General features: G+C 71.9%; 18 protein-coding genes, 1 pseudogene and 1 riboswitch. Of the genes and pseudogenes, 15 read left to right on the top strand and 4 right to left on the bottom strand.

Annotation, left to right across the window (positions count from 1 at the left end; all coding sequences use genetic code 11):
* Window positions 1-65 precede the first annotated feature (65 nt).
* Both M8J73_RS23165 and M8J73_RS23160 read left to right on the top strand, forming a co-directional pair.
* Window positions 66-1,193 carry a glycoside hydrolase family 6 protein gene (locus M8J73_RS23165; RefSeq protein WP_249829020.1) on the top strand — a complete coding sequence of 376 codons (1,128 nt, stop codon included), beginning with the start codon at window positions 66-68 and terminating at the stop codon, window positions 1,191-1,193.
* 77 nt (window positions 1,194-1,270) lie between these two features.
* A pseudogene (locus tag M8J73_RS23160) lies at window positions 1,271-1,411 on the top strand (acyl-CoA thioesterase); the annotation flags it as partial.
* Here M8J73_RS23160 and M8J73_RS23155 read toward each other — a convergent pair.
* Window positions 1,371-2,582, bottom strand: a complete 1,212-nt coding sequence (locus M8J73_RS23155; RefSeq protein WP_055541134.1) for an MFS transporter — start codon at window positions 2,580-2,582, stop codon at window positions 1,371-1,373. The pseudogene M8J73_RS23160 and the gene M8J73_RS23155 sit on opposite strands and share 41 nt — an antisense overlap.
* A gap of 277 nt (window positions 2,583-2,859) precedes the next feature.
* Between M8J73_RS23155 and M8J73_RS23150 the strand changes: the two genes are divergently transcribed.
* The gene (locus M8J73_RS23150) at window positions 2,860-4,230 is read left to right on the top strand and encodes an ROK family transcriptional regulator (protein WP_055541133.1); all 1,371 of its coding nucleotides are present in this window, start codon (window positions 2,860-2,862) and stop codon (window positions 4,228-4,230) included.
* A gap of 581 nt (window positions 4,231-4,811) precedes the next feature.
* Here the strand turns inward: M8J73_RS23150 and M8J73_RS23145 are convergent.
* Complete coding sequence (locus tag M8J73_RS23145) at window positions 4,812-5,570, bottom strand: SDR family oxidoreductase (protein WP_055541132.1); 759 nt, start codon at window positions 5,568-5,570, stop codon at window positions 4,812-4,814.
* 459 nt (window positions 5,571-6,029) lie between these two features.
* A riboswitch (FMN riboswitch) is annotated at window positions 6,030-6,160 on the top strand.
* Window positions 6,161-6,316: 156 nt separating this feature from the next.
* On the opposite strand from M8J73_RS23145, the gene M8J73_RS23140 reads away from it, so the two are divergent.
* The 9 genes from M8J73_RS23140 to M8J73_RS23100 all read left to right on the top strand — a co-directional run bounded on the left by M8J73_RS23140 (window position 6,317) and on the right by M8J73_RS23100 (window position 13,810).
* Window positions 6,317-6,919 carry a riboflavin synthase gene (locus M8J73_RS23140; protein ID WP_055537202.1) on the top strand — a complete coding sequence of 201 codons (603 nt, stop codon included), beginning with the start codon at window positions 6,317-6,319 and terminating at the stop codon, window positions 6,917-6,919.
* A complete protein-coding gene (locus M8J73_RS23135; protein ID WP_055537203.1) occupies window positions 6,916-7,548 on the top strand; it encodes a nicotinamide mononucleotide transporter family protein in 633 nt (210 codons plus the stop codon). The genes M8J73_RS23140 and M8J73_RS23135 overlap by 4 nt, the downstream gene beginning before the upstream one ends.
* Window positions 7,545-8,834, top strand: a complete 1,290-nt coding sequence (locus M8J73_RS23130) for a bifunctional 3,4-dihydroxy-2-butanone-4-phosphate synthase/GTP cyclohydrolase II (RefSeq protein ID WP_055537204.1) — start codon at window positions 7,545-7,547, stop codon at window positions 8,832-8,834. The genes M8J73_RS23135 and M8J73_RS23130 overlap by 4 nt, the downstream gene beginning before the upstream one ends.
* Before the next feature lie 80 nt (window positions 8,835-8,914).
* A complete protein-coding gene (gene ribH / locus M8J73_RS23125; RefSeq protein WP_055537205.1) occupies window positions 8,915-9,400 on the top strand; it encodes a 6,7-dimethyl-8-ribityllumazine synthase in 486 nt (161 codons plus the stop codon).
* Between the two features lie 34 nt (window positions 9,401-9,434).
* Window positions 9,435-9,707, top strand: coding sequence for a phosphoribosyl-ATP diphosphatase (locus M8J73_RS23120; RefSeq protein WP_031486114.1), 273 nt, complete (start codon window positions 9,435-9,437; stop codon window positions 9,705-9,707).
* A 53-nt stretch (window positions 9,708-9,760) separates the two neighbouring features.
* The gene (gene hisG, locus M8J73_RS23115) at window positions 9,761-10,618 is read left to right on the top strand and encodes an ATP phosphoribosyltransferase (protein ID WP_055537206.1); all 858 of its coding nucleotides are present in this window, start codon (window positions 9,761-9,763) and stop codon (window positions 10,616-10,618) included.
* A gap of 20 nt (window positions 10,619-10,638) precedes the next feature.
* Entirely contained in the window at window positions 10,639-11,094 is a 456-nt protein-coding gene (locus M8J73_RS23110; RefSeq protein WP_055537207.1) for a PH domain-containing protein, read from the top strand.
* A gap of 287 nt (window positions 11,095-11,381) precedes the next feature.
* Window positions 11,382-12,725 (top strand): hemolysin family protein, encoded by a 1,344-nt coding sequence (locus M8J73_RS23105; protein ID WP_055537208.1) that lies wholly within the window; start codon window positions 11,382-11,384, stop codon window positions 12,723-12,725.
* Window positions 12,722-13,810: a hemolysin family protein gene (locus M8J73_RS23100; RefSeq protein ID WP_055537209.1), complete on the top strand. Its 1,089-nt coding sequence runs from the start codon at window positions 12,722-12,724 to the stop codon at window positions 13,808-13,810. Before M8J73_RS23105 ends, M8J73_RS23100 begins: the two co-directional genes overlap by 4 nt.
* Window positions 13,811-14,046: 236 nt before the next feature.
* On the opposite strand, the gene M8J73_RS23095 is transcribed toward M8J73_RS23100, so the two are convergent.
* Together M8J73_RS23095 and M8J73_RS23090 are read right to left on the bottom strand one after the other, a co-directional pair.
* On the bottom strand, window positions 14,047-15,912 hold the full coding sequence (locus M8J73_RS23095; protein ID WP_055537210.1) for an AAA family ATPase: 1,866 nt from the start codon (window positions 15,910-15,912) through the stop codon (window positions 14,047-14,049).
* 435 nt (window positions 15,913-16,347) lie between these two features.
* Window positions 16,348-17,001, bottom strand: a complete 654-nt coding sequence (locus M8J73_RS23090) for a uridine kinase family protein (protein ID WP_249829007.1) — start codon at window positions 16,999-17,001, stop codon at window positions 16,348-16,350.
* Between the two features lie 173 nt (window positions 17,002-17,174).
* Between M8J73_RS23090 and M8J73_RS23085 the strand changes: the two genes are divergently transcribed.
* The 3 genes from M8J73_RS23085 (at window position 17,175) to M8J73_RS23075 (ending at window position 19,586) form a co-directional block, all read left to right on the top strand.
* A complete protein-coding gene (locus M8J73_RS23085; protein ID WP_249829006.1) occupies window positions 17,175-18,560 on the top strand; it encodes a C39 family peptidase in 1,386 nt (461 codons plus the stop codon).
* 94 nt (window positions 18,561-18,654) lie between these two features.
* Window positions 18,655-18,798, top strand: a complete 144-nt coding sequence (locus M8J73_RS23080; RefSeq protein ID WP_107424119.1) for an SCO1431 family membrane protein — start codon at window positions 18,655-18,657, stop codon at window positions 18,796-18,798.
* A 128-nt stretch (window positions 18,799-18,926) separates the two neighbouring features.
* A complete protein-coding gene (locus tag M8J73_RS23075; RefSeq protein ID WP_079055184.1) occupies window positions 18,927-19,586 on the top strand; it encodes a TetR/AcrR family transcriptional regulator in 660 nt (219 codons plus the stop codon).
* Window positions 19,587-19,602 lie beyond the last annotated feature (16 nt).

Raw genomic sequence — 19,602 nt, 5'->3', positions numbered from 1 at the left:
GCTTACGCGCCCAGCGACTGGCCGCACGCCGCGCCGCGCACAGGCGGAAGGTGCGCCGCGGCGCCATGATCGCCGCCGCGTCGCTCGTGGCCGTCGCCGGAACCGTCACCGGCGCGATGGCCGGACTGAACGGCAACGGAGGCGCCGCCGAGGCCCGGACCCTGTCCGGCGGCCCACCCGGACGGCCGTCCCACCCGAGCACGGCCTCCCCGTCCCCGTCGAGGACCTCGCCCGCACCGTCGGCATCACCCGAACCGTCCCGGACGCCCGAGGCGCGCCCTTCGTCGGAGGAGACCCGCCGGCACACCGGGCCCCGGCCGGACGCCCCCGTCAAGCTCTACCGGCACCCCGAGTCCCAGGTCCGCGACTGGGTGCGGGCCCACCCCGACGACCCGCGCAGCGCCGTCATCGAGTCCCGTATCGCCGACCGTCCCGCGGCCGTCTGGTTCACCGACCCGAACCCGGCCACCGTCACCGCCGAGGTCGCCGCGGTCGCCTCCGGCGGTGCCGAGCACGACCGGGTGCCGGTCCTCGTGGCGTACGCGATCCCGGACCGCGACTGTGGCGGGGCCTCCCAGGGCGGTGCCAAGAACCTGGACGCCTACGACGCCTGGATCGACGCGTTCGCCGCCGGGCTGGGCGAGGACGAGGTCATCGTCATCCTGGAGCCCGACGCGATCGCCCAGTCCGACTGCCTCTCCGCCGACGAGCGGGCCGACCGGTTCACCTCGCTCGTCCGCGCCGGCCGCGTCCTCAAGGACGCCGCCCCCAAGGCACGTGTCTACTACGACGCCGGGCACTCGGAGTGGAACCCGCCCGACAAGCAGGCCACCCTGCTCCGCCTCGCGGGCGCCGCCGCACCGGGCTCCTCCGACGGCGTCTTCAGCAACGTGTCGAACTTCAACCGCACCGACGCGGAGATCGCCTACACCCGCAAGGTGCTGGACGCCCTCGGCGGCCCGGCGGACCTCGGCGCCGTCATCGACACCAGCCGCAACGGCAACGGCCCGCCGACCGACGGTGCCTGGTGCGACCCGTCAGGCCGGGGCCTCGGCCGCCCGCCGACGCTCACCACCGGCGAGTCCCGCATCGACGCCTATCTGTGGGTGAAACTGCCGGGCGAGTCCGACGGCTGCCGGGGCGAGGCCGGCGAGTTCTCACCGGGGTACGCGTACGAACTGGCACGGGGCTGAGCGGGGCCTGAGCACCACGCCTCCGGCCCGCACTGAGCGGTTGCTTGGGATGAGGGCGTTCCGTTCGGCGCTGATGCTTCTGCTCGGCCGACGGCTCGCGTACCTACGCGCAGGGAACCCGTGTCCTGGTCAGGCTGGACGCGGACACCCTGCGGCCCACCGAGTGGAGCGACGCCTTCAGGGCTTCGGGTCGGGAACCGCCGCGTCCGGCCGACTGATCCGCGTCCGGTCGCCCTCCCCGGCCCGCAGCACCCCCGCGAACACGGCGAGCCCGCACGCCAGCACCGTCACCAGACCGAACGACACCACCAGGCTGGTCAGCTGTGCCAGACCGCCGATCGCGCTCGGCGCGATCAGCCCCGAGGTGTACGTGATGGTCGCGACGCCCGCGATGGCCTGGCTCGGATTCGGGCCGCTGCGCCCGGCCGCGGCGAAGCAGAGCGGTACGACGACGGCGATGCCCAGCCCCATCAGAGCGAACCCGGCCATGGCGACCGCCGGATGGTTCGCGACGACGATCAGCACACCGCCGAGCGCCGCGAGGACACCGCTCGCCCGTACCGTGCGCACCGCGCCGAAACGGTTCACCACCGCGTCGCCCACCAGCCGGGCCACCGCCATGGTGAGCATGAACCCGGTGGTGCACGCCGCCGCGAGGCCCGCAGACGTCGCCAGCTCGTCCCGCAGATACACCGCCGACCAGTCCAGGGCCGCCCCCTCCGCGAAGACCGCGCAGAACCCGATCGCGCCGATGAGCAGCGCCGACCTGGGAGGCAGCGCGAACCGCGGTGGCGGCTCCTCGTCCTCGGTGGCCCGGATGTCCAGCACCCACTGACAGGCGACCAGACCGAGCACGGTGAGGGTGGCCGCCGCGAGCGCGTGGTGCAGCCGGGCGTCCGAGCCGAGGTGCGCGGCGAGCGTGCCGGCCGCCGAGCCGACGAGGGCGCCCGCGCTCCACATGCCGTGCAGCCCCGACATGATCGACTTGCCGAGGCGGGCCTCGACCTCGACGCCGAGCGCGTTCATCGCCACGTCCGCCATGCCGGCCGTCGCCCCGTACACGAACAGGGCGGCGCACAGCGTCCACAGGTTCGGCGCGAGGGACGGCAGGATCAGCGCGAGGGTCCACAGCGCGATCAGGGCCCGCATCGCCGTACGGGCGCCGAGCCGGTGGCTGACATAGCCGGCGAGCGGCATCGCCACGGACGCGCCGATCGCCGGGAACGCGAGGGCCAGCCCCAGCTGACCCGCGCTGAGCTGGGCGTGGTCCTGGATCCAGGGCACCCGGGTCGCGAACGAGCCGGTCACCGCTCCGTGCACGGCGAAAACGGCGGCCACGGCGTACCGGGCCCGCCGCACATCGCGCCGTTCGTAGACCACTGCGCTCAATTTTCCGCCCTCCCTGGCTTCCTTGAATGCCCTCGAACTCGGACTCCAGCCCTACCCGCCCGTTTCCGGGCCCCCGACCCTGCTCTCGCGCTGCCGTAAACTATCAGGAACCCTGCCTGATAGATAGAGAGCGCTGTCTGTACGGCGTGACGAGCGCTGTCCGTACGGCGTCACGGGCGCTGTCCGTACGGCGTCACGGGCCCGGCGGTCGGATTGTCTGTCCCGGCTGTCACAAGGCCGGCAACCGTACGCGTCGTCGATCTGGGAGGATCCCGGCATGCCCGCATCACCCAGCACCGCCCGGGCCATCAACGACCGGCTCGCCCTGCGGCTGCTGCAGGAGGAAGGGCCGTTGACGGCGGGGCAGTTGAAGCAGCTCACCGGTCTGTCCCGGCCCACCGTCGCCGATCTCGTGGAGCGCCTCACCGAGGCCGGACTGATCTCGGTGGTGGGGGAGTCGGGTGAGCAGCGGCGCGGGCCGAACGCCCGCCTCTACGGCATCGTCGCCGACCGCGCGTACCTCGCCGCGCTCGACGTGCGCACCGAGGGTGTCACGGTCGTCGTCGCCGATCTGCTCGGCACGGAACTGGCGCGGGCGTCGGTCCCGATCGCGGACGACGCGGGTACGGGGCCCGCCGTCGAGCAGGCCGTCGGCCTCGTGGAGCGCGCCGGGAAGGAGGCGGGGGCCGACCGGCTGCACACCGTGGCGATCGGCGCCCCCGGGCTCATCGACCCGGCCACCGGCGAACTGCGGGACAGCACCGGGCTGCCCGAATGGCACCGTCGGCTGGCCACCGCCCTCGGTGAACGCCTCCCGGCCAGGGTCCTCGTCGAGAACGAGACCAACCTCGCGGCGCTCGCCGAGCAGCGGGACGGCGCCGCCCGCGACCGCGACACCTTCGTCCTCCTCTGGCTCGGCCTCGGCACCGGCGCGGCCGTCGTCCTCGACGGCACCCTCCGTCGCGGCGCCTCCGGCGGCACCGGCGAGATCGGCTTCCTCCCGGTCCCGGGCACCACGACCCTGCCCTCGGCCACCGACTGCGAGGGCGGCTTCCACTCCCTGGGCGCCGCCGCCGCGATCGACTCCTTGGCCGGGGAGTACGCCCTGCCGGCCCCCGCCCCCACGGGCAACGAGCCACCCGCGGCCACCCTGGTGAGGGCAGCCGCGGAGGCGGCGACGAGCCGACCTCAGGCGGACGGACCCGACGCCCCGAGGGGCGGAAACGCGGCCGCACCGGCCGGCTCGAACGCCCCGCAGACGCGTCCCGCGGCGGGTGGGGCCGACGCCTCGTCGGACGGGACGGACACTCCCGTACACCCCTTGGGCGACCCGGACACGGCCCCGGACACCCGGCGGTCGGCCGACGCCCACGCCCGCTTCCTCGACGCCCTGGCCGATCGACTCGCCATCGGTGTCGCCTCCGTCGTCGCCGTTCTCGACCCCGGCTGTGTGGTGCTCGGAGGGGAGGTCGGGCAGGCCGGAGGGGAGGTGCTCGCAGCCCGGGTCGAGGCGCGGCTGGCTGCACTCTCGCCGCTGCCCACGGAGGTCCGGCCCAGCGCCCTGGGCGGCGCCGCCGTACTCCGAGGGGCCCTGCTCATGGCGAGGGACACGGCCCAGGACGAACTGTTCGCACCACCGCCGAGGTAGGGCCGACAGCGGGCGCCCCATGGTCCGGCCCGCCCTCCGCATCCCGCCGCCGAACAGGCGGCGCGACTCCCCTCGCCTTCGGCGTCCGCCTGCCGTTCGGGGTCCGTGGCTTGCAGTGTCTTCGGCGTCCGCCCGGCGGTCAGGCTTCGCGTCTTGCCTCGCCTTCGGCGTCCGCCCGGCGATCGGGCTCCGTGGCTTGCCGTGCTTTCGGCGTCCGCCCGGCGGTCGGGCTCCGCGTCTCGCCTCGCCTTGGGCGTCCGCCCGGCGGTCAGGCTTCGCGTCTTGCCTCGCCTTGGGCGTCCGCCTGCCGATCGGGCTCCGTGGCTTGCCGTGCTTTCGGCGTCCGCCCGGCGGTCAGGCTTCGCGTCTCGCCTCGCCTTCGGCGTTCACGCCTGCCGGCCGGCTCCTGTGAACCAGGCCGCCCTCGGCATTCCCCGCCGGGTGGAGTCCGGACCCTGGGCCGTCCCCGGCATCCCCACCGTCCCGGCGCCCCCTCGGCTCGCCCCGTCCTGTGGCTCCCGCCGATCCGGCGCCCCCGGCTCGCCCTGTCCTGTGGCTCCCGCCGATCCGGCGCCCCCGGCTCACCCTGTCCTGCGGCCCCCGCCGAACCGTTCGGCCACGTGCTCCGCGAACGTCACCTTGCCCACCGCCCGCTCCGGTGTCAGATGACCGCCCGCCCGGAACCCCGCGTACGCCTTGCCGAACAGGGGCACCGTCAGGAGGGCGCGGCGGCGGCCGGTGGCGGTCAGATAGGTGCGGGCCAGCGTGCGGAGGCTCAGGACCTCCGGGCCGCCCATGTCCGGGACGCGGCCCGCGGGGGTGGACACGGCGAGCTCGGCCAGGCGGTCGGCGACCTCGGTGACGGCGATCGGCTGGTCGCTCACCCCGGCGGGCACCGGCACGACGGGGGACTTCGACAGACCCTCGAAGAGCGTCACGAGCAGGTCGTGGAACTGGGTCGCCCGCAGCGTCGTCCAGGCCAGCCCCGACTCCTCGATCAGCCGCTCGACCGCCAGCTTGCTCCGGTAGTAGCCGAACGGCACCCGGTCGACGCCGACGATCGAGATGTACACGAGATGCCCCACCCCGGCCCGCCGCGCCGCGGCGATCAGGTTCGCCGCCGCCTTCTCGTCACCCCCGCGCGGCGAGGACGCACAGTGCACCACCGTGTCCACCCCCGCCAGCGCCGAGTCCAGCCCGCTCCCGCCCGCGACCAGATCGACGGCGTACGGCTGCGCGTGCCGGCTGAGCACCCGCACCTCGTGCCCGTCCGCCCGCAGCCGTTCGGTGAGGCGCCGGCCGAGGGCACCGGTCCCGCCGGTCACCAGGATCGTGGTCATGCTGTCCAGCCTTTCGACATCGGCGCTCCCCACGGAACGCCTTCGGTAGCTATGACCGGACAGCACACGTGGAATGTGACACGGGGCGAAGAACCCACCGGACGGCGAGCGCGGGGGTGGGGGAGAGGGGAAGGGAGGGGACCCGGCGGCGGGGCAAGGGCCGTCGTCACCGCCGCCGGGTCGACTGGGGGGCGGTCGGCGCGCCTTCGGGACGAGTAACCGCGATCGCAGACCTTAAAAGGACTAGACCAACCCGGTCAATGGGTCCGGCGTGCCGCTCGACAGGGCTCGACGTGGTTCGACTGGGGCGGGCGGGGCGGAAATTGACTCGTGGTCAGTCAGGGTGCGGCCGCCGCGTCACGCGCCGTAGAAGTCCAGTGACACCATCTGTGAGCCACCCCACAGTCATCACCCGCATGGGTGCCGATCAGTCGTGGCACACTGGCCATGTACCAGAAGCAGCGCACTCCGGGGTCGGTGAAAGTCCGAACCGGCGGTTACAGTCCGCGACCCGGTCGCTTCCAGCGGCCGGTTGACCAGGTGAAATTCCTGGACCGACGGTTAAAGTCCGGATGGGAGGCAGTGCGCGGCGGGCGGGCATGCGTGCGCGCTGCCGACTGTTGTCGGCCTGCTCCAGCAGGAGCGGGTCCTCCACACGGCGTCGCCCCCTGTGCCGTTGTCCGCTGATCTCTGTCGTCTTCGACAGCCCCGGAGTCCGAGCCCTACGTGGCAGGAGGACCCGGGAAGTGTTCACCGGAATCGTCGAAGAGCTGGGTGAGGTCACCGCCGTCGAGAATCTCGGCGACTCCTCCCGCTTCCGACTGCGTGGCCCCGTCGTCACCCAGGGGGCGAAGCACGGCGACTCCATCGCCGTCAACGGCGTCTGTCTCACCGTCGTGGAGCACGAGGACGACTGGTTCACCGCCGACGTCATGGCGGAGACCCTCGACCGCTCCAGCCTCGGCGCTCTCACCGTCGGCTCCCGCGTCAACCTCGAACGCCCCATGGCCGTCGGCGAACGCCTCGGCGGCCACATCGTGCAGGGCCACGTCGACGGCACCGGCCAGGTCATCGAGCGCAAGCCGTCCGAGAACTGGGAGATCGTCAAGATCTCGCTCCCCGCCGACCTCACCCGGTACGTCGTGGAGAAGGGCTCCATCACCGTCGACGGCATCAGCCTCACCGTCGTCGAGGCCGGCACCGACCACTTCACCGTCAGCCTCATCCCCACCACCCTCGACCTGACCACCCTCGGCCGCAAGCAGCCCGGCGACCCGGTCAACCTCGAGGTCGACGTCATCGCCAAGTACGTCGAGCGGCTCCTCGGACCGCAGGGAGCGACACGGTGAACTCGCTGAATTCGGTCGCCTTCACGGCCTTCGGCCAGCAGATCCTCTGGTCGGACATGATCGGGAACATCCTGGGCCTCATCGCCCTCGCCCTCGGCGCGATCCGCTCCATCTGGAACTGGCCCGTGCAGTTCCTCTCCGGCCTCGTCCTCTTCGGCGCCTTCGTCGGCCACCTCACCGGCAGCGCCGGCAAGCAGGTCATCGTCATGGCCGTCGCCGCGTACGGCTGGTGGCAGTGGAACCGCACCAAGGGACAGGCCGCGGACGGCGCCATCGCCCCCCGCTTCGCCACCTGGCGCGAACGCGGCTACCTCCTCGCCGGCGCCGCCCTCGGCACCCTCGCCGTCGGCGGACTCTTCACCGCGTTCCCCACCCTGTCCTGGGACCCCTGGCCGGACGCGTACATCTTCACCGGCACCATCGTCGCCATGTACGCCCAGGCACGCGGCATGGTCGAGTTCTGGTTCGCCTGGCTGCTGGTCGACCTCGTGGGCGTACCGCTCAACTTCGCCAACGGCTACGCCTTCTCCGGTTTCGTCTACATCATCTACGGCGCGCTCGTCCTGTGGGGCATGCGCGACTGGTGGCTGCGGTCCCGCAAGCCCGCCCTGGAAGGAGCTCCGGCATGACCATGGCGCCGATTCTCTACAGCACCGACGACATCGAGAACTTCGGGCTCGACCCCGTGGAGCAGGCCATCGCCGACATCGCGGCCGGCCGCCCCGTCGTGGTCGTCGACGACGAGGACCGGGAGAACGAGGGCGACCTCGTCATCGCCGCCGAGAAGGCCACCCCCGAGATCCTCGCCTTCATGATGAGCGAATGCCGGGGCATGATCTGCGCCCCCATGGAGGGCGACGAGCTGGACCGGCTCGAACTGCCGCAGATGGTGCAGCAGAACACCGAGTCCATGCGCACCGCCTTCACCGTCACCGTCGACGCCGCCCCCGAACACGGCGTGACCACCGGCATCTCCGCCTCCGACCGCTCCACCACCCTCCAACTGCTGGCGAGCGGCACGGCCCGGCCCACCGACTTCGTCCGCCCCGGCCACATCTTCCCGCTGCGCGCCCGCTCCGGCGGCGTCCTCGTGCGCAACGGCCACACCGAGGCCGCCGTCGACCTGGCCCGCCTCGCGGGCCTGCGCCCGGCCGGCGCGATCGTCGAGATCGCGGGCGAGGACGGCCGCATGCTGCGCCTGCCCGAGCTGATCCCCTTCGCCCGCAAGCACGGCCTGACGATCATCTCCATCGAGGACCTGATCGCCTACCGCCGCTCCTCCGAGCCCACCGTCAAGCGCGAGGCGAAGACCCAGCTGCCCACCGCCTTCGGCGACTTCACCGCCTACGGCTACCGCTCCACCGTCGACGGCGTCGAGCACGTCGCCCTCGTCCACGGCGAGATCGGCGACGGCGAGGACGTCCTCGTCCGCGTCCACTCCGAATGCCTCACCGGCGACGTCTTCCACTCCCTGCGCTGCGACTGCGGCCCCCAGCTGGAGACCTCGCTCGAACGCATCGCCACCGAGGGTCGCGGCATCGCCGTCTACCTCCGCGGCCACGAGGGACGCGGCATCGGCCTGCTGTCCAAGCTGCGCGCCTACGAACTCCAGGAACGCGGCCGCGACACCCTCGACGCCAACCTCGAACTGGGCCTGCCCGCCGACGCCCGTGACTACGGGGCCGGCGCCCAGATCCTCCGCGACCTCGGCGTCCGCAGCCTCCGGCTGCTGACCAACAACCCCGAGAAGACCGACGCCCTCGTCCGGCACGGCCTCGCCGTCACCGGCCGCGAACCGATGCCCGTCCGCGCGGGCGAGCACAACCTCCGCTACCTGCGCACCAAGCGGGACCGGATGGGCCACGACCTGCCCTGGCTGGACACGACCACCGTGACCACCTGCGGCGAGCAGTAACAAGCCGGACCCCAGAACCACCGAACCCCAGAACCACAGCACGACCGTCTCGAACCGAGATTCAGGAACCAAGGAGCAACGTGAGCGGCAAGGGCGCACCCGAACTGTCCGTCAGCAACGTCGGCGACCTGCGCGTCGCGGTCATCGCGGCCCAGTGGCACGAGAAGGTGATGGACGGCCTCGTCGACGGCGCCCTGCGCGCCCTGCACGACCTCGGCATCGACGAGCCGACCCTCCTGCGCGTCCCCGGCAGCTGGGAGCTCCCGGTCGTCGCCAAGGTCCTCGCCGGCCGCGGCTACGACGCCATCGTCGCCCTCGGCGTCGTCATCCGCGGCGGCACCCCCCACTTCGAGTACGTGTGCCAGGGCGTCACCCAGGGCCTCACCCAGGTCTCCGTCGACACCGGCGTCCCCGTCGGCTTCGGCGTACTGACCTGCGACACCGAGGAGCAGGCCCTGGACCGCGCCGGCATCGAGGGCTCCAACGAGGACAAGGGGCACGAGGCGGTGACCGCGGCCGTGGCCACCGCGGCCACGCTCCGCTCAGTATCCGAACCCTGGCGCTGAGGCACGCCCGTGACGGCGTAGTGTGGGGCCCACCATGTCCAAGAAGACGTTCGAGGAGCTCTTCACCGAGCTCCAGCACAAGGCTGCCAACGGCGACCCCGCCACCTCCCGCACCGCCGAACTGGTCGGGAAGGGCGTCCATGCCATCGGCAAGAAGGTCGTCGAAGAGGCCGCCGAGGTCTGGATGGCCGCCGAGTACGAGGGCAAGGAAGCGGCCGCCGAGGAGATCTCGCAGCTGCTGTACCACGTCCAGGTGATGATGGTCGCCCGCGGCATCTCCCTGGACGACGTGTACGCCCACCTCTGAGCCGTCACCCCGCACACATCTGAGCACCCACGAGAACGAAGGAAGCCTGCCTCATGCTGCGCATCGCCGTCCCCAACAAGGGTTCCCTGTCCGGCCCTGCGGGGGAGATGCTGCATGAGGCCGGCTACCTCCAGCGCAGGGAGTCCAAGGAACTCCGGATCGTCGACCCGGAGAACGAGGTCGAGTTCTTCTACCTCCGCCCCCGCGACATCGCGATCTACGTCTCCTCAGGCCGTCTCGACATCGGCATCACCGGCCGCGACCTGCTGATCGACTCCGGCGCCAACGCCGAGGAGATCCTCCCGCTCGGCTTCGCCCGCTCCACCTTCCGCTTCGCCGCCAAGCCCGGCACGGCGGCCGGCGTCGCGGACCTCAAGGGCAAGACCGTCGCCACCTCGTACGAGGGCATCGTCGCGGGGCACCTCGCCGACCACGGCATCGACGCCTCCGTCGTCCACCTCGACGGCGCCGTCGAGACCGCCATCGAACTGGGTGTCGCCGAGGTCATCGCCGACGTCGTCGAGACCGGGACCTCCCTGCGCAACGCGGGCCTGGAGGTCTTCGGCGAGCCGATCATGAAGTCCGAGGCCGTCGTCATCCGCCGCGTCGACGCCGACACCTCCTCGGAGAACGAGCCCAAGGTGCAGCAGTTCCTGCGCCGCCTCCAGGGCGTCCTCGTCGCCCGCACGTACGTGATGATGGACTACGACTGCCGCGTCGAGCAGTTGGAGAAGGCCGTCGCCCTCACCCCGGGCCTGGAGTCGCCGACCGTCTCGCCGCTGCACAACGAGGGCTGGGTCGCCGTACGCGCCATGGTCCCGGCCAAGGAGGCCCAGCGGATCATGGACGACCTGTACGACATCGGTGCCCGGGCCATCCTGACCACCGCCATCCACGCCTGCCGCCTCTGAGTTCCGGGGAGTCGTACGCGATGTCGGATCTGCCCGCCCTGCCGGTCACCTTCCGGCCGGGGCGCACCCGGGCCGTCCTGCTGACCGCCGCCGCGGCGATCTTCGTGGTCATCACGGTGGTCGCCCTGCTGCTGCCGACCCTCGGCCCGGGCGAGCGGCTCAGCTTCGTCTTCACGGCGGCCCTGCTCGCCGGGGTGCTGTGTCTGCTCTCCCGGCCCAAGGTGGTCGCCGACGAGTCCGGAGTGACCGTCGTCAACATCACCGGGAGGCGCCGGCTCGGCTGGGCGGAGATCGTCCAGGTGAACCTGCGGGTCGGCGACCCCTGGGTCTTCCTCGACCTCACCGACGGCACTAGCCTGCCCGCGCTCGGCATCCAGCCCGGCATCGCCAAGCAGCACGCCATCGAGGACGCCCGCACCCTGAGCGCGCTGGTCGAGGCCCACTCCGTCGGTGAACCCGAACAGCCCCGGGGCTGACACCGAGTGACCCCGGACTGACAGCGAGCGCATCCGGGGCGCCCCCGAGCAGGCTCGGGGCCGACGCAGGGCAAGATCAGGGCCGACTCAGGGCCGCCGCCCCTGCCGCACCGGCCCATGTCTTGATTAATCTGTTGGCGGAGGCGTTTTCGTTGCGCCTCCGCCACTGTTGTGCCACCGGGTACGCCAGTGGCCCCCTGCTACTTCGAGGAGTGACTCCTTCCAGCGATGGACGGATCGTCCTGTAGTACCTGCGCCGCCCCCTCCCGACATATCGAGGCGGCGGCATGACCATCCCTCTGCTGCTGCTCGCAGCCGCTTTCCTCCTCATCCTCGCCAACGGCTTCTTCGTGGCCGCCGAGTTCGGCCTCGTCACGGTCGAGCGACCGGACGCCGAGAAGGCCGCCGCCGAGGGCGACCGCCGGGCCCACAAGGTGGTGGGCGCCCTCAAGGAGCTGTCCTTCCAGCTCTCCGGCACCCAGCTCGGCATCACCATCACCTCCCTCGTCGTCGGCATGCTCGCCGAACCGGCGCTCGCGGAGCTGCTCCACGGCCCGTTCACCGCGCTCGGCATTCCCGAAGGCGCGGTCTCCGGAGTCTCCGTCGTCGTCGGCATGCTGCTGGCGTCCGCCGTGCAGATGGTGATCGGCGAACTCGTCCCGAAGAACTGGGCGGTGTCGAGGCCGATGCAGGTCGCCCGCTTCGTCGCGGGCCCCCAGTACGTCTTCTCCCGCCTGTTCCGCCCGGTCATCGCCGGCCTCAACGCCGTCGCGAACCGGCTGGTCCGCGCGCTCGGCGTCGAACCCGCCGAGGAACTGGCCTCGGCCCGCACCCCCGACGAACTGGTCTCCCTGGCCCGCCACTCCGCGCAGGCCGGCGCCCTGGAACAGGACACGGCCGACCTCTTCGTCCGCACGCTGTCCCTCGGCGAGCTGACCGCGGAGAACGTGATGACGCCCCGCGTGAAGGTCAGCGCCCTGCAGTCCTCGGCCACCGCCGAGGACGTGGTCAACCTGACCCGCGCCACCGGCCTGTCCCGGTTCCCCGTCTACCGGGAGCGGATCGACGAGATCGTCGGCATGGTCCACCTCAAGGACGCCCTCGCGATCCCCGCCAAGGACCGGCTGCACACCCCGGTCGGCCATATCGCCAAGGCCCCGCTGCTCGTGCCGGAGACGCTGCCCGTGCAGCCGCTCCTGGCCCGGCTGCGCAGCGAACAGCCCATCGCCGTCGTCGTCGACGAGTACGGCGGCACGGCCGGCGTGGTGACCCTGGAGGACATCGTCGAGGAACTGGTCGGCGAGGTCCGCGACGAGCACGACGGGCAGGACCTGCCCGAACTGGCCGTCGCCCCGCCCGAGGAAGGCCGCCCCGCCTGGGACGTCGACGGCAGCTGCCGCGTCGACGTGCTCCAGCGCATAGGCCTCCATGTGCCCGAGGGCCCCTACGAGACGGTCGCGGGCCTCGTCGCCGACCTGCTCGGCCGGATCCCGGCGCCGGGCGACAAGGCGGAGCTGCCCGGCTGGCGGCTGGCGGTGCGCCAGGTCGGGCACTACCGAGCCGAGCGGGTACGCCTCGTGCGCACCGCTCCCGCCTCCGAACCCCTCAGCCTGGCGGAGGCGGCCCGATGAGCGCGCTCCAACTGTTGTTCGCCCTGCTCCTCGTGCTCGCCAACGGCTTCTTCGTCGGCGCCGAGTTCGCCCTGGTCTCGGTCCGCCGCAGCCAGATCGAACCGCTCGGCACGGCACGGGCCCGACAGGTCCTCCACGGCCTGGAGAACCTGCCGCAGATGATGGCGGCGGCCCAGTTCGGCATCACGATCTGCTCACTGACGCTCGGCGCGGTCGCCGAGCCGACCGTGGCGAAGCTGCTTGAACCGGTGTTCGAGGCGATCCATCTGCCGCACGGGATGATCCACCCCCTGGGGTATGTCATCGCGCTGGCCGTGGTGGTCTTCCTGCACCTCGTCATCGGCGAGATGCTGCCGAAGAACCTGGCGATGGCGGCGCCCGAGAAGACGGCGCTGTGGCTGAGCCCCGGCCTCGTCGCCTTCGCGCGAGTCTGCGGACCGGTCACGGTGGGCCTCGGCGCCTGCGCCCGGGTCATTCTGAAGATCTTCCGCGTCGAGCCCAAGGACGAGGTGGAGGCGGTCTTCACCAGCGTCCAGCTCGGTCGGCTGGTCGAGGACTCGGGCCAGGCGGGACTGCTGGACCCCGAGGAACAGGAACGCCTGGAGGACGCGCTGGAGCTGGGCTCCCGCCCGGTCACGGACGTCCTGCTCAAGCGCGACTCGCTGGTGACGGTGGGCCCCTCGGTCACCCCCGCGCAGGTGGTGGCCCTGACCGCCCGCACCGGCTACTCCCGCTTCCCGGTGGTCGCGGAGACCGGCGCGTTCATGGGCCGCTACCTCCACGTCAAGGACGTCCTCGACGTGGAGGACTCCGACCGGGCTGTCCCCCAGCAGGTGTGGCGCCCCATGACCACCCTCCGCTCGGAACTCCCCCTCGACGACGCGCTCACGGTCATGCGCCGCGCGGCCACGCACCTGGCGCAGGTCGTCGACGCGTCCGGCAAGGTCCTCGGCCTGGTCGCCCTGGAGGACGTCCTGGAACTCCTGGTGGGCGAGGTCCGCGACCCGGCCCACCGGCAGGCTCCGCCGGTACGTCTGGCTGAGCCGAGGACGACGGGATCCCCGGAGAACGTCCTGGCGAGCTGAGGGTAGGGCGCGGGTGCGAGCGGGTGCGTGGGGGCTGGTCGCGCCCACGCGGCGGAGCCGCATGTGTCACCGCCCCGCGCCCCTGAAATGCGACCGGGGCTGCGCCCCGTGCTTTTCATGAAGGGGCGGGCCGTAGGCCCGTTCCCTTCAGGGGCGCGGGGAACTGCGCGAGAAACCACGAACCACCCGCACCCGCCGAACCGACGCGCACCCCCGAGCTACAGGGCGCCCCCTCACTACGCCGACGGATCCTGTGGCCCCCGCCCCGACAGCACCTCCCCGTACGCCTGCATCAGATCCGGCAACCGCAGCGTCGACAGGTCGTCCCGCGTCGGCACGGTCGGATACCCCGACAGCCGCAGATCCCGGTACGCACAGCTCTTCTCGTACAGCGTCCGCAGGAACCGCCCGTTGCCCAGTTCATCGATCCACCCCTGCTCGACGACATGTCCGGCGATGGAGCGCAGCTCCTCCAGCGCCTCCTCGTCCCACACGTCCCCGTTCTCCGCGGCGAGCACCTCACCGATCGCGGTGAGCTCCAGCGGCCGGTAGGAGGGGAAGTCGACCCGCGTCGTGAACCGCGACGACAGTCCGGGGTTCGCGGCGAGCAGCCGGTCCATCCCCTCCGGGTACCCCGCGAGGATCACCACGAGATGGTCCCGGTTGTCCTCGGCCCGCTTCAGCAGCACCTGCAGCGCCTCGTCGCCGTACGCGTCCCCCTTGCCGTACCCGGAGTTGGACAGGGAGTACGCCTCGTCCACGAACAGCACCCCGCCGATCGCCGAGTCGATCAGCTCGTTGGCCTTCACGGCGGTCTGTCCCAGGTACTCGCCGACGAGATCCGCCCGCTGGGCCTCCACCAGATGGTCCCCGCCCAGCAGCCCGAGCGCGTAGAAGACCCGGCCCAGTATTCGGGCGACGGTCGTCTTCCCCGTCCCGGACGGCCCGGAGAAGACGAAGTGCCGCTTGGGGGGCTGTACGGGCAGCCCCTGCCCGGCCCGCAGCCGCGCCATGTTCAGCTGCGCGGACAACGCCTTGACCTGCCGCTTCACCGGTTCCAGGCCGACCATCCGCTCCAGCTCGGCGAGCGCCTCCTCCAGCAGTTCGGGATCGGTCGGCCCGGCCGGCAGCGGATCGATCCGCACCACGGACTTCTGCCGTACGAAGGTGTCGCCCGCCTCGGGCGGCAGCCCGCCCGGCGGCACGGGGTCCGGATCGGAGAGCTTCAGGTCCCGGCCCTCGGAGTCGAAGAGCGGGTCGAGACCGTCGCCCCCGTCGAGCGCGTCCTGCCCGATCCCGGCGAGCGCGATCGCCGCGAGGTCGGCCGCGTCGTCGTACCCGTCCCCCTCGGCGATGGCCGCGAGCCGCGCGGAGGTGTCCATGAAGGCCGGGTCGACCCGGTGCACGGCCCGGTAGAGCGGCAGCGCGGCGGCACTGCGTCCGGTCCCCTCGTGCGCCCGGGCCAGCCAGTACCGCAGTTCCTTGCGCTGCGGCTGCTCGCTGCGGCAGCGCATCAGCGCCGCGGACAGCAGCGGCTCGGCCTGCCCGTACGTCTCCAGGCGGACCCGGGCCATGCCGCCGAAGAGGCCGGCCTCGATACCGAGCAGGGGATCGTCGAGGAGGGGATCGGTGTGCCGGACCAGCTGCTCCCAGTCCTTGACGAGGTAGGCGCGGCAGGCGTGCAGGAAGCGCACCTGGGAGTCGGCGTCCACCGGTGGCAGCCCCGCGAGCGCCCGGTCCAGTTCGGGGACGTGGCGCCCGTCCAGCCAGTGCGAGGCGTGGGCGAGGAGCAGGTCGCGCGGGGTCTCCAGGACCGGCTGGACCCACCAGCCGAGCCAGTACCAGGAATTGAGGGTGCGCCGATGGCGGGCCCGCTGCTCCCCGAAGCGCTCCCGGTGCCGGAACATCCGCAGCAGGGCGGTCGTCGTGTCCACCCGCAGCGCGTGCAGTCCGAGCCAGCCGTCGGCCATGCCCGGATCCATCCGCACCGCGGCGCGGAACTCCTCCTCCGCCTGCGGATACGCGCCCATGGTGTAGGCGTCCACGCCTCGCAGCCAGGCGAGGTCGGCCGGAGCCTCGGGGCCCCGCGAGCCGAAGTCCATCACGTCCCCCACAAACCGTGCCCCCGTGTGGAAACCGAACGGGCCGGTGCCCGTCGGCAGCCTTCTCGAACCGCTGTGCCGCGGACGGGAGTTGCGTGGTCACGTTTGCCGCAACCGTCCGAAGGTCGCACCCAGGGCATCGTACCTGCGGGTCGGGTGCCCTTCGAAGGGTGCCGCAGGGCTCGAATTGCGAGGTGGGAGCAGACGGGGCGCATAGCGCACGGTGACCGAGGGTGAAGAAATCGTGCGCCGGGAGGGGTCCGGAGACCGGCCGAGGGCAGAACGAAGCCCCCGATCACGGGGGAACAACCGGGGGCTTCGCGTAGGAGGGCGGCTCCCATGGGCCGCACATTGAGAACGTAAGACCTGTACGGGCCCTCGGTCAAGCCGAGTTGAGGCACTCGGGGAACTTCTCGGGCGAGGGTCTTCACAAGTTCAGCACATTGCCGATGGGTCGTCACCCTGAGTGAGGTCGGGCCTCGAACGCGGAGTCACACCAGGTCCCGCCAGCACCTCGTATCCCGTCTTTCCCCCACGAACCAGAAGATCGGCGAACGGCCGGGAGGGATCCTCGGCGAAGTGCCGGCGTTCCGCCCTGACCCATCCGGCCCAGAACTCACTCTGTTCCGCCCCGTCCCGCGCCCGCCCCCGCGCCCACGCCTCCTTACCCGGCAGCTCCATCCACACCAGCCTCGCCAGATACGGCCGCAGCGCCCGGCGTCCCGCACCGACCCCCTCGACGACGATCACGGGTTCCGGCGGCAGGGCGACGCGGGGGCCGAAGGTTCGCCGCCGCCAGTCGTAAGGGGCGTAGTGAGCGATCCCGCCGAGCCGCAGTGGTTCGACCACCTGGCCCAGCAGCCGCTCGGTCCACGCGAACAGTTCCTCGTGGGTGGCGATGTCGTCCAGATGGAGCACGGGGGCGTCTCCGAGCGCGTGGGCCAGCCGCCCGGCGAACGTGGTCTTCCCGGAGCCCGCGTGCCCGTCGACGCCGATGAGCCGGACCGGCCCGCAGGAGGGCGGCAGCAGCCGCAGCCGGTCGGCCAGGTCGCTGACGGCGGGGTCCTCGGAGGCGGGGGAGATGCGCATGGGGCGATTGAACACCGGGACGGGTGACGCCGGAACGTGCCAGTGGTATCGACCAATATTGGAGGGCGTGGCGAGGCCCGAGGTGCTGGCAGAAGTCCGCGTCCGGCGTCCATAGTTGGCGAACAGTCGTGCGTCTGAACTGTCTTTCCCGGACCACTGGGGGTCACCCGCCCATGTCGAGACTTTCCGAGCCGTCCCGCAGGACCGTCCTGACCGCAGCCGTCGCCACCGCCGCCGCGGCGGCAGGCGCGGCCGCCGTCCCGGCCACCGCCGCCGCGCCACCGGTCCGGACCGAGGCCCCCGCGCGCCCGGCGCGCGCACCGGAGCGCCTCGTCGACCACCACGGCTGGACGTCGTACGCCGACTGGTGCGGCGGCACCTCCGAGGGCACCCGCGCGCAGGCGGGGAAGCGGCCGGGGCTGGTGATCGGCTCCCCGGCCGGCACCACCGACTACACCGACCCGCACACCGGCCGCACGGCCACCTGGGAGTACGCGACCTGGACGTCGCCCGTGCACCGGCTCGCCGTGCCCGCCACCGAGGTCATCCCCTCCTGGAACGCCCACACCCCCGACGGCACCTGGGTCCAGATCGAACTGCGGGGCACCTACTCCGACGGCACCGACACCCCCTGGTACGTCATGGGCCGGTGGGCGTCGGGGGACAAGGACATCCGGCGGACCTCCCTCGACGGGCAGAAGGACGGCCGGAGCAGCGTCTGGACGGACACCTTCGCAATCGACGATCCGGCCACGGGGCTGCGCCTCGCCTCGTACCGCCTGCGGCTGACCCTCCACCGCACCCCCGGCACCCGACTCACCCCCACGGTCTGGCGCCTCGGCGCGATGGGCTCCGACGTCCCCGACCGCTTCACCGTCCCGGCCTCCGCTCCCGGCCTCGCCCGCGAACTGGACGTCCCGCGCTACTCCCAGGAGACCCACAAGGGCCAGTACCCGGAGTACGACAACGGCGGCGAGGCCTGGTGCAGCCCCACGTCCTCCCAGATGATCATCGAGTACTGGGGGCGGAGGCCCAGCGCCGAGGACCTGTCCTGGGTCGATCCGGAGTTCGCGGACCCGCAGGTGTGCCACGCCGCCCGGTTCACCTACGACTACGCGTACGAGGGCTGCGGCAACTGGCCCTTCAACGCCGCCTACGCCGCCACCTACCGGGACCTCCAGGGCGTGGTGACCCGGCTGGGCTCGCTCACCGACCTGGAGAAGCTGATCGCGGCGGGCATCCCGGTGATCACCTCCCAGTCGTTCCTCGCAAGCGAGCTGACCGGGGCGGGCTACGGCACGCCCGGTCACCTGATGACGGTGATCGGCTTCACCGCCGCCGGGGACGTCGTCGCCAACGACCCGAACTCCCCGACCAACGAGGCCGTGCGCCGCGTCTACCTGCGGCGCGAGTGGGAGAACATCTGGCTGCGGACCAAGCGGTACAACGCCTCCGGCAAGGTCGTCTCCGGCACCGGCGGTGTCTGCTACCTCTACTTCCCGGCGCGGCCCACCGCCCGCCAGCGTGCGGCGCTCACGGCGGTCGGGGTGCGTGTGTGACCAAGGTCTCGGCCGCGACCGTTCCGACCGGTGGCAAGGTGGGCGCACGGTAGGGGGGAAGTCCACCGCACGTCGATCACACCAGCGAGCTGCCATGACCGCGACCTCTGCCACCACCGACGTCCGCACCCGCACGGGCGGCCCCGAGGACGACGGCCCCGAGATCGTCGAACACATCATGGGCTGGACCCTCGTCGTGGTCGTCGCGATGCTGGTGGTTCAGCTGGGTCTGCTGTGACCCGCCCCCCTGCCGATCCCCAGGCCTGATCCACCGCCCGATCCTGTCGATCAGAGTCGAACAAGCTGGTGGTGCGGGTCTGCCATACTGCGGGTTGTCCCGCTGGCAGTTGGAGACCAGGACCGAAATTGAATAGCAGTCAACAGCGTGGGATCGAACGTCCGCGGGCCCGGGGCACCGACCGATCCCTAGCGCGCCGCGCCGAACTCATCTCCATCGGGCGCAGGTTGTTCGCGGACACGTCCTACGACACGCTGTCGATGGACGACATCGCGAAGCAGGCGCATGTGGCCAAGGGACTGATCTATTACTACTTCAAGTCCAAGCGCGGCTACTACCTCGCGATCGTCGAGGACTCGGTGGCCGACCTGATCACGCACGCGGCCAGTGGCCTCCGACTGCCCCCGGTGGAGCGGGTGCAGCGCACCATCGACTGCTATCTGCGCTACGCCCAGGACAACCAGGCCGCCTACCGCACCATCGTCAGCGGAGGCGTCGGCTTCGACACCCAGGTGCACGCCATCCGGGACGGTGTCCGCGAGGCCATCGTCGCCACCATCGCCGAGGGCGCCTACGGCAGGAGCGACCTAGCCCCGGTGGTCCGCATGGGCCTGTTCGGCTGGGTCTGCGGAGTCGAGGGGGCCACCCTCGACTGGATCGACCGCCCGGGGCTGGACCGCGACACGATGCGCGAGCTGCTGGTCAAGATGCTGGGCGGGGCGCTGCGCGCCATCGAGGAGATCGACCCGTCGTACGCAGCCCCGGAGCCCGCCCGCCGCGACGGCTGACCGGCTGGACCCACCG

This window comes from Streptomyces neyagawaensis (assembly GCF_023516595.1).
Classification (GTDB): Bacteria; Actinomycetota; Actinomycetes; order Streptomycetales; family Streptomycetaceae; genus Streptomyces; species Streptomyces neyagawaensis.
The sequence above is the reverse complement of the archived record's forward strand: the minus strand, read 5'-3'. Positions and strand labels throughout refer to the sequence as shown.

Excerpts from the sequence above, each read along its gene's own strand:
- M8J73_RS23165 (WP_249829020.1), top strand. The coding sequence starts at position 66 with ATGATCGCCGCCGCGTCGCTCGTGGCCGTCGCCGGAACCGTCACCGGC.
- M8J73_RS23150 (WP_055541133.1), top strand. The coding sequence starts at position 2,860 with ATGCCCGCATCACCCAGCACCGCCCGGGCCATCAACGACCGGCTCGCC.
- M8J73_RS23145 (WP_055541132.1), bottom strand. The coding sequence starts at position 5,570 with ATGACCACGATCCTGGTGACCGGCGGGACCGGTGCCCTCGGCCGGCGC.
- M8J73_RS23130 (WP_055537204.1), top strand. The coding sequence starts at position 7,545 with ATGACCATGGCGCCGATTCTCTACAGCACCGACGACATCGAGAACTTC.
- M8J73_RS23120 (WP_031486114.1), top strand. The coding sequence starts at position 9,435 with ATGTCCAAGAAGACGTTCGAGGAGCTCTTCACCGAGCTCCAGCACAAG.
- hisG (WP_055537206.1), top strand. The coding sequence starts at position 9,761 with ATGCTGCGCATCGCCGTCCCCAACAAGGGTTCCCTGTCCGGCCCTGCG.
- M8J73_RS23110 (WP_055537207.1), top strand. The coding sequence starts at position 10,639 with ATGTCGGATCTGCCCGCCCTGCCGGTCACCTTCCGGCCGGGGCGCACC.
- M8J73_RS23105 (WP_055537208.1), top strand. The coding sequence starts at position 11,382 with ATGACCATCCCTCTGCTGCTGCTCGCAGCCGCTTTCCTCCTCATCCTC.
- M8J73_RS23100 (WP_055537209.1), top strand. The coding sequence starts at position 12,722 with ATGAGCGCGCTCCAACTGTTGTTCGCCCTGCTCCTCGTGCTCGCCAAC.
- M8J73_RS23095 (WP_055537210.1), bottom strand. The coding sequence starts at position 15,912 with ATGGACTTCGGCTCGCGGGGCCCCGAGGCTCCGGCCGACCTCGCCTGG.
- M8J73_RS23090 (WP_249829007.1), bottom strand. The coding sequence starts at position 17,001 with ATGCGCATCTCCCCCGCCTCCGAGGACCCCGCCGTCAGCGACCTGGCC.
- M8J73_RS23085 (WP_249829006.1), top strand. The coding sequence starts at position 17,175 with ATGTCGAGACTTTCCGAGCCGTCCCGCAGGACCGTCCTGACCGCAGCC.
- M8J73_RS23080 (WP_107424119.1), top strand. The coding sequence starts at position 18,655 with ATGACCGCGACCTCTGCCACCACCGACGTCCGCACCCGCACGGGCGGC.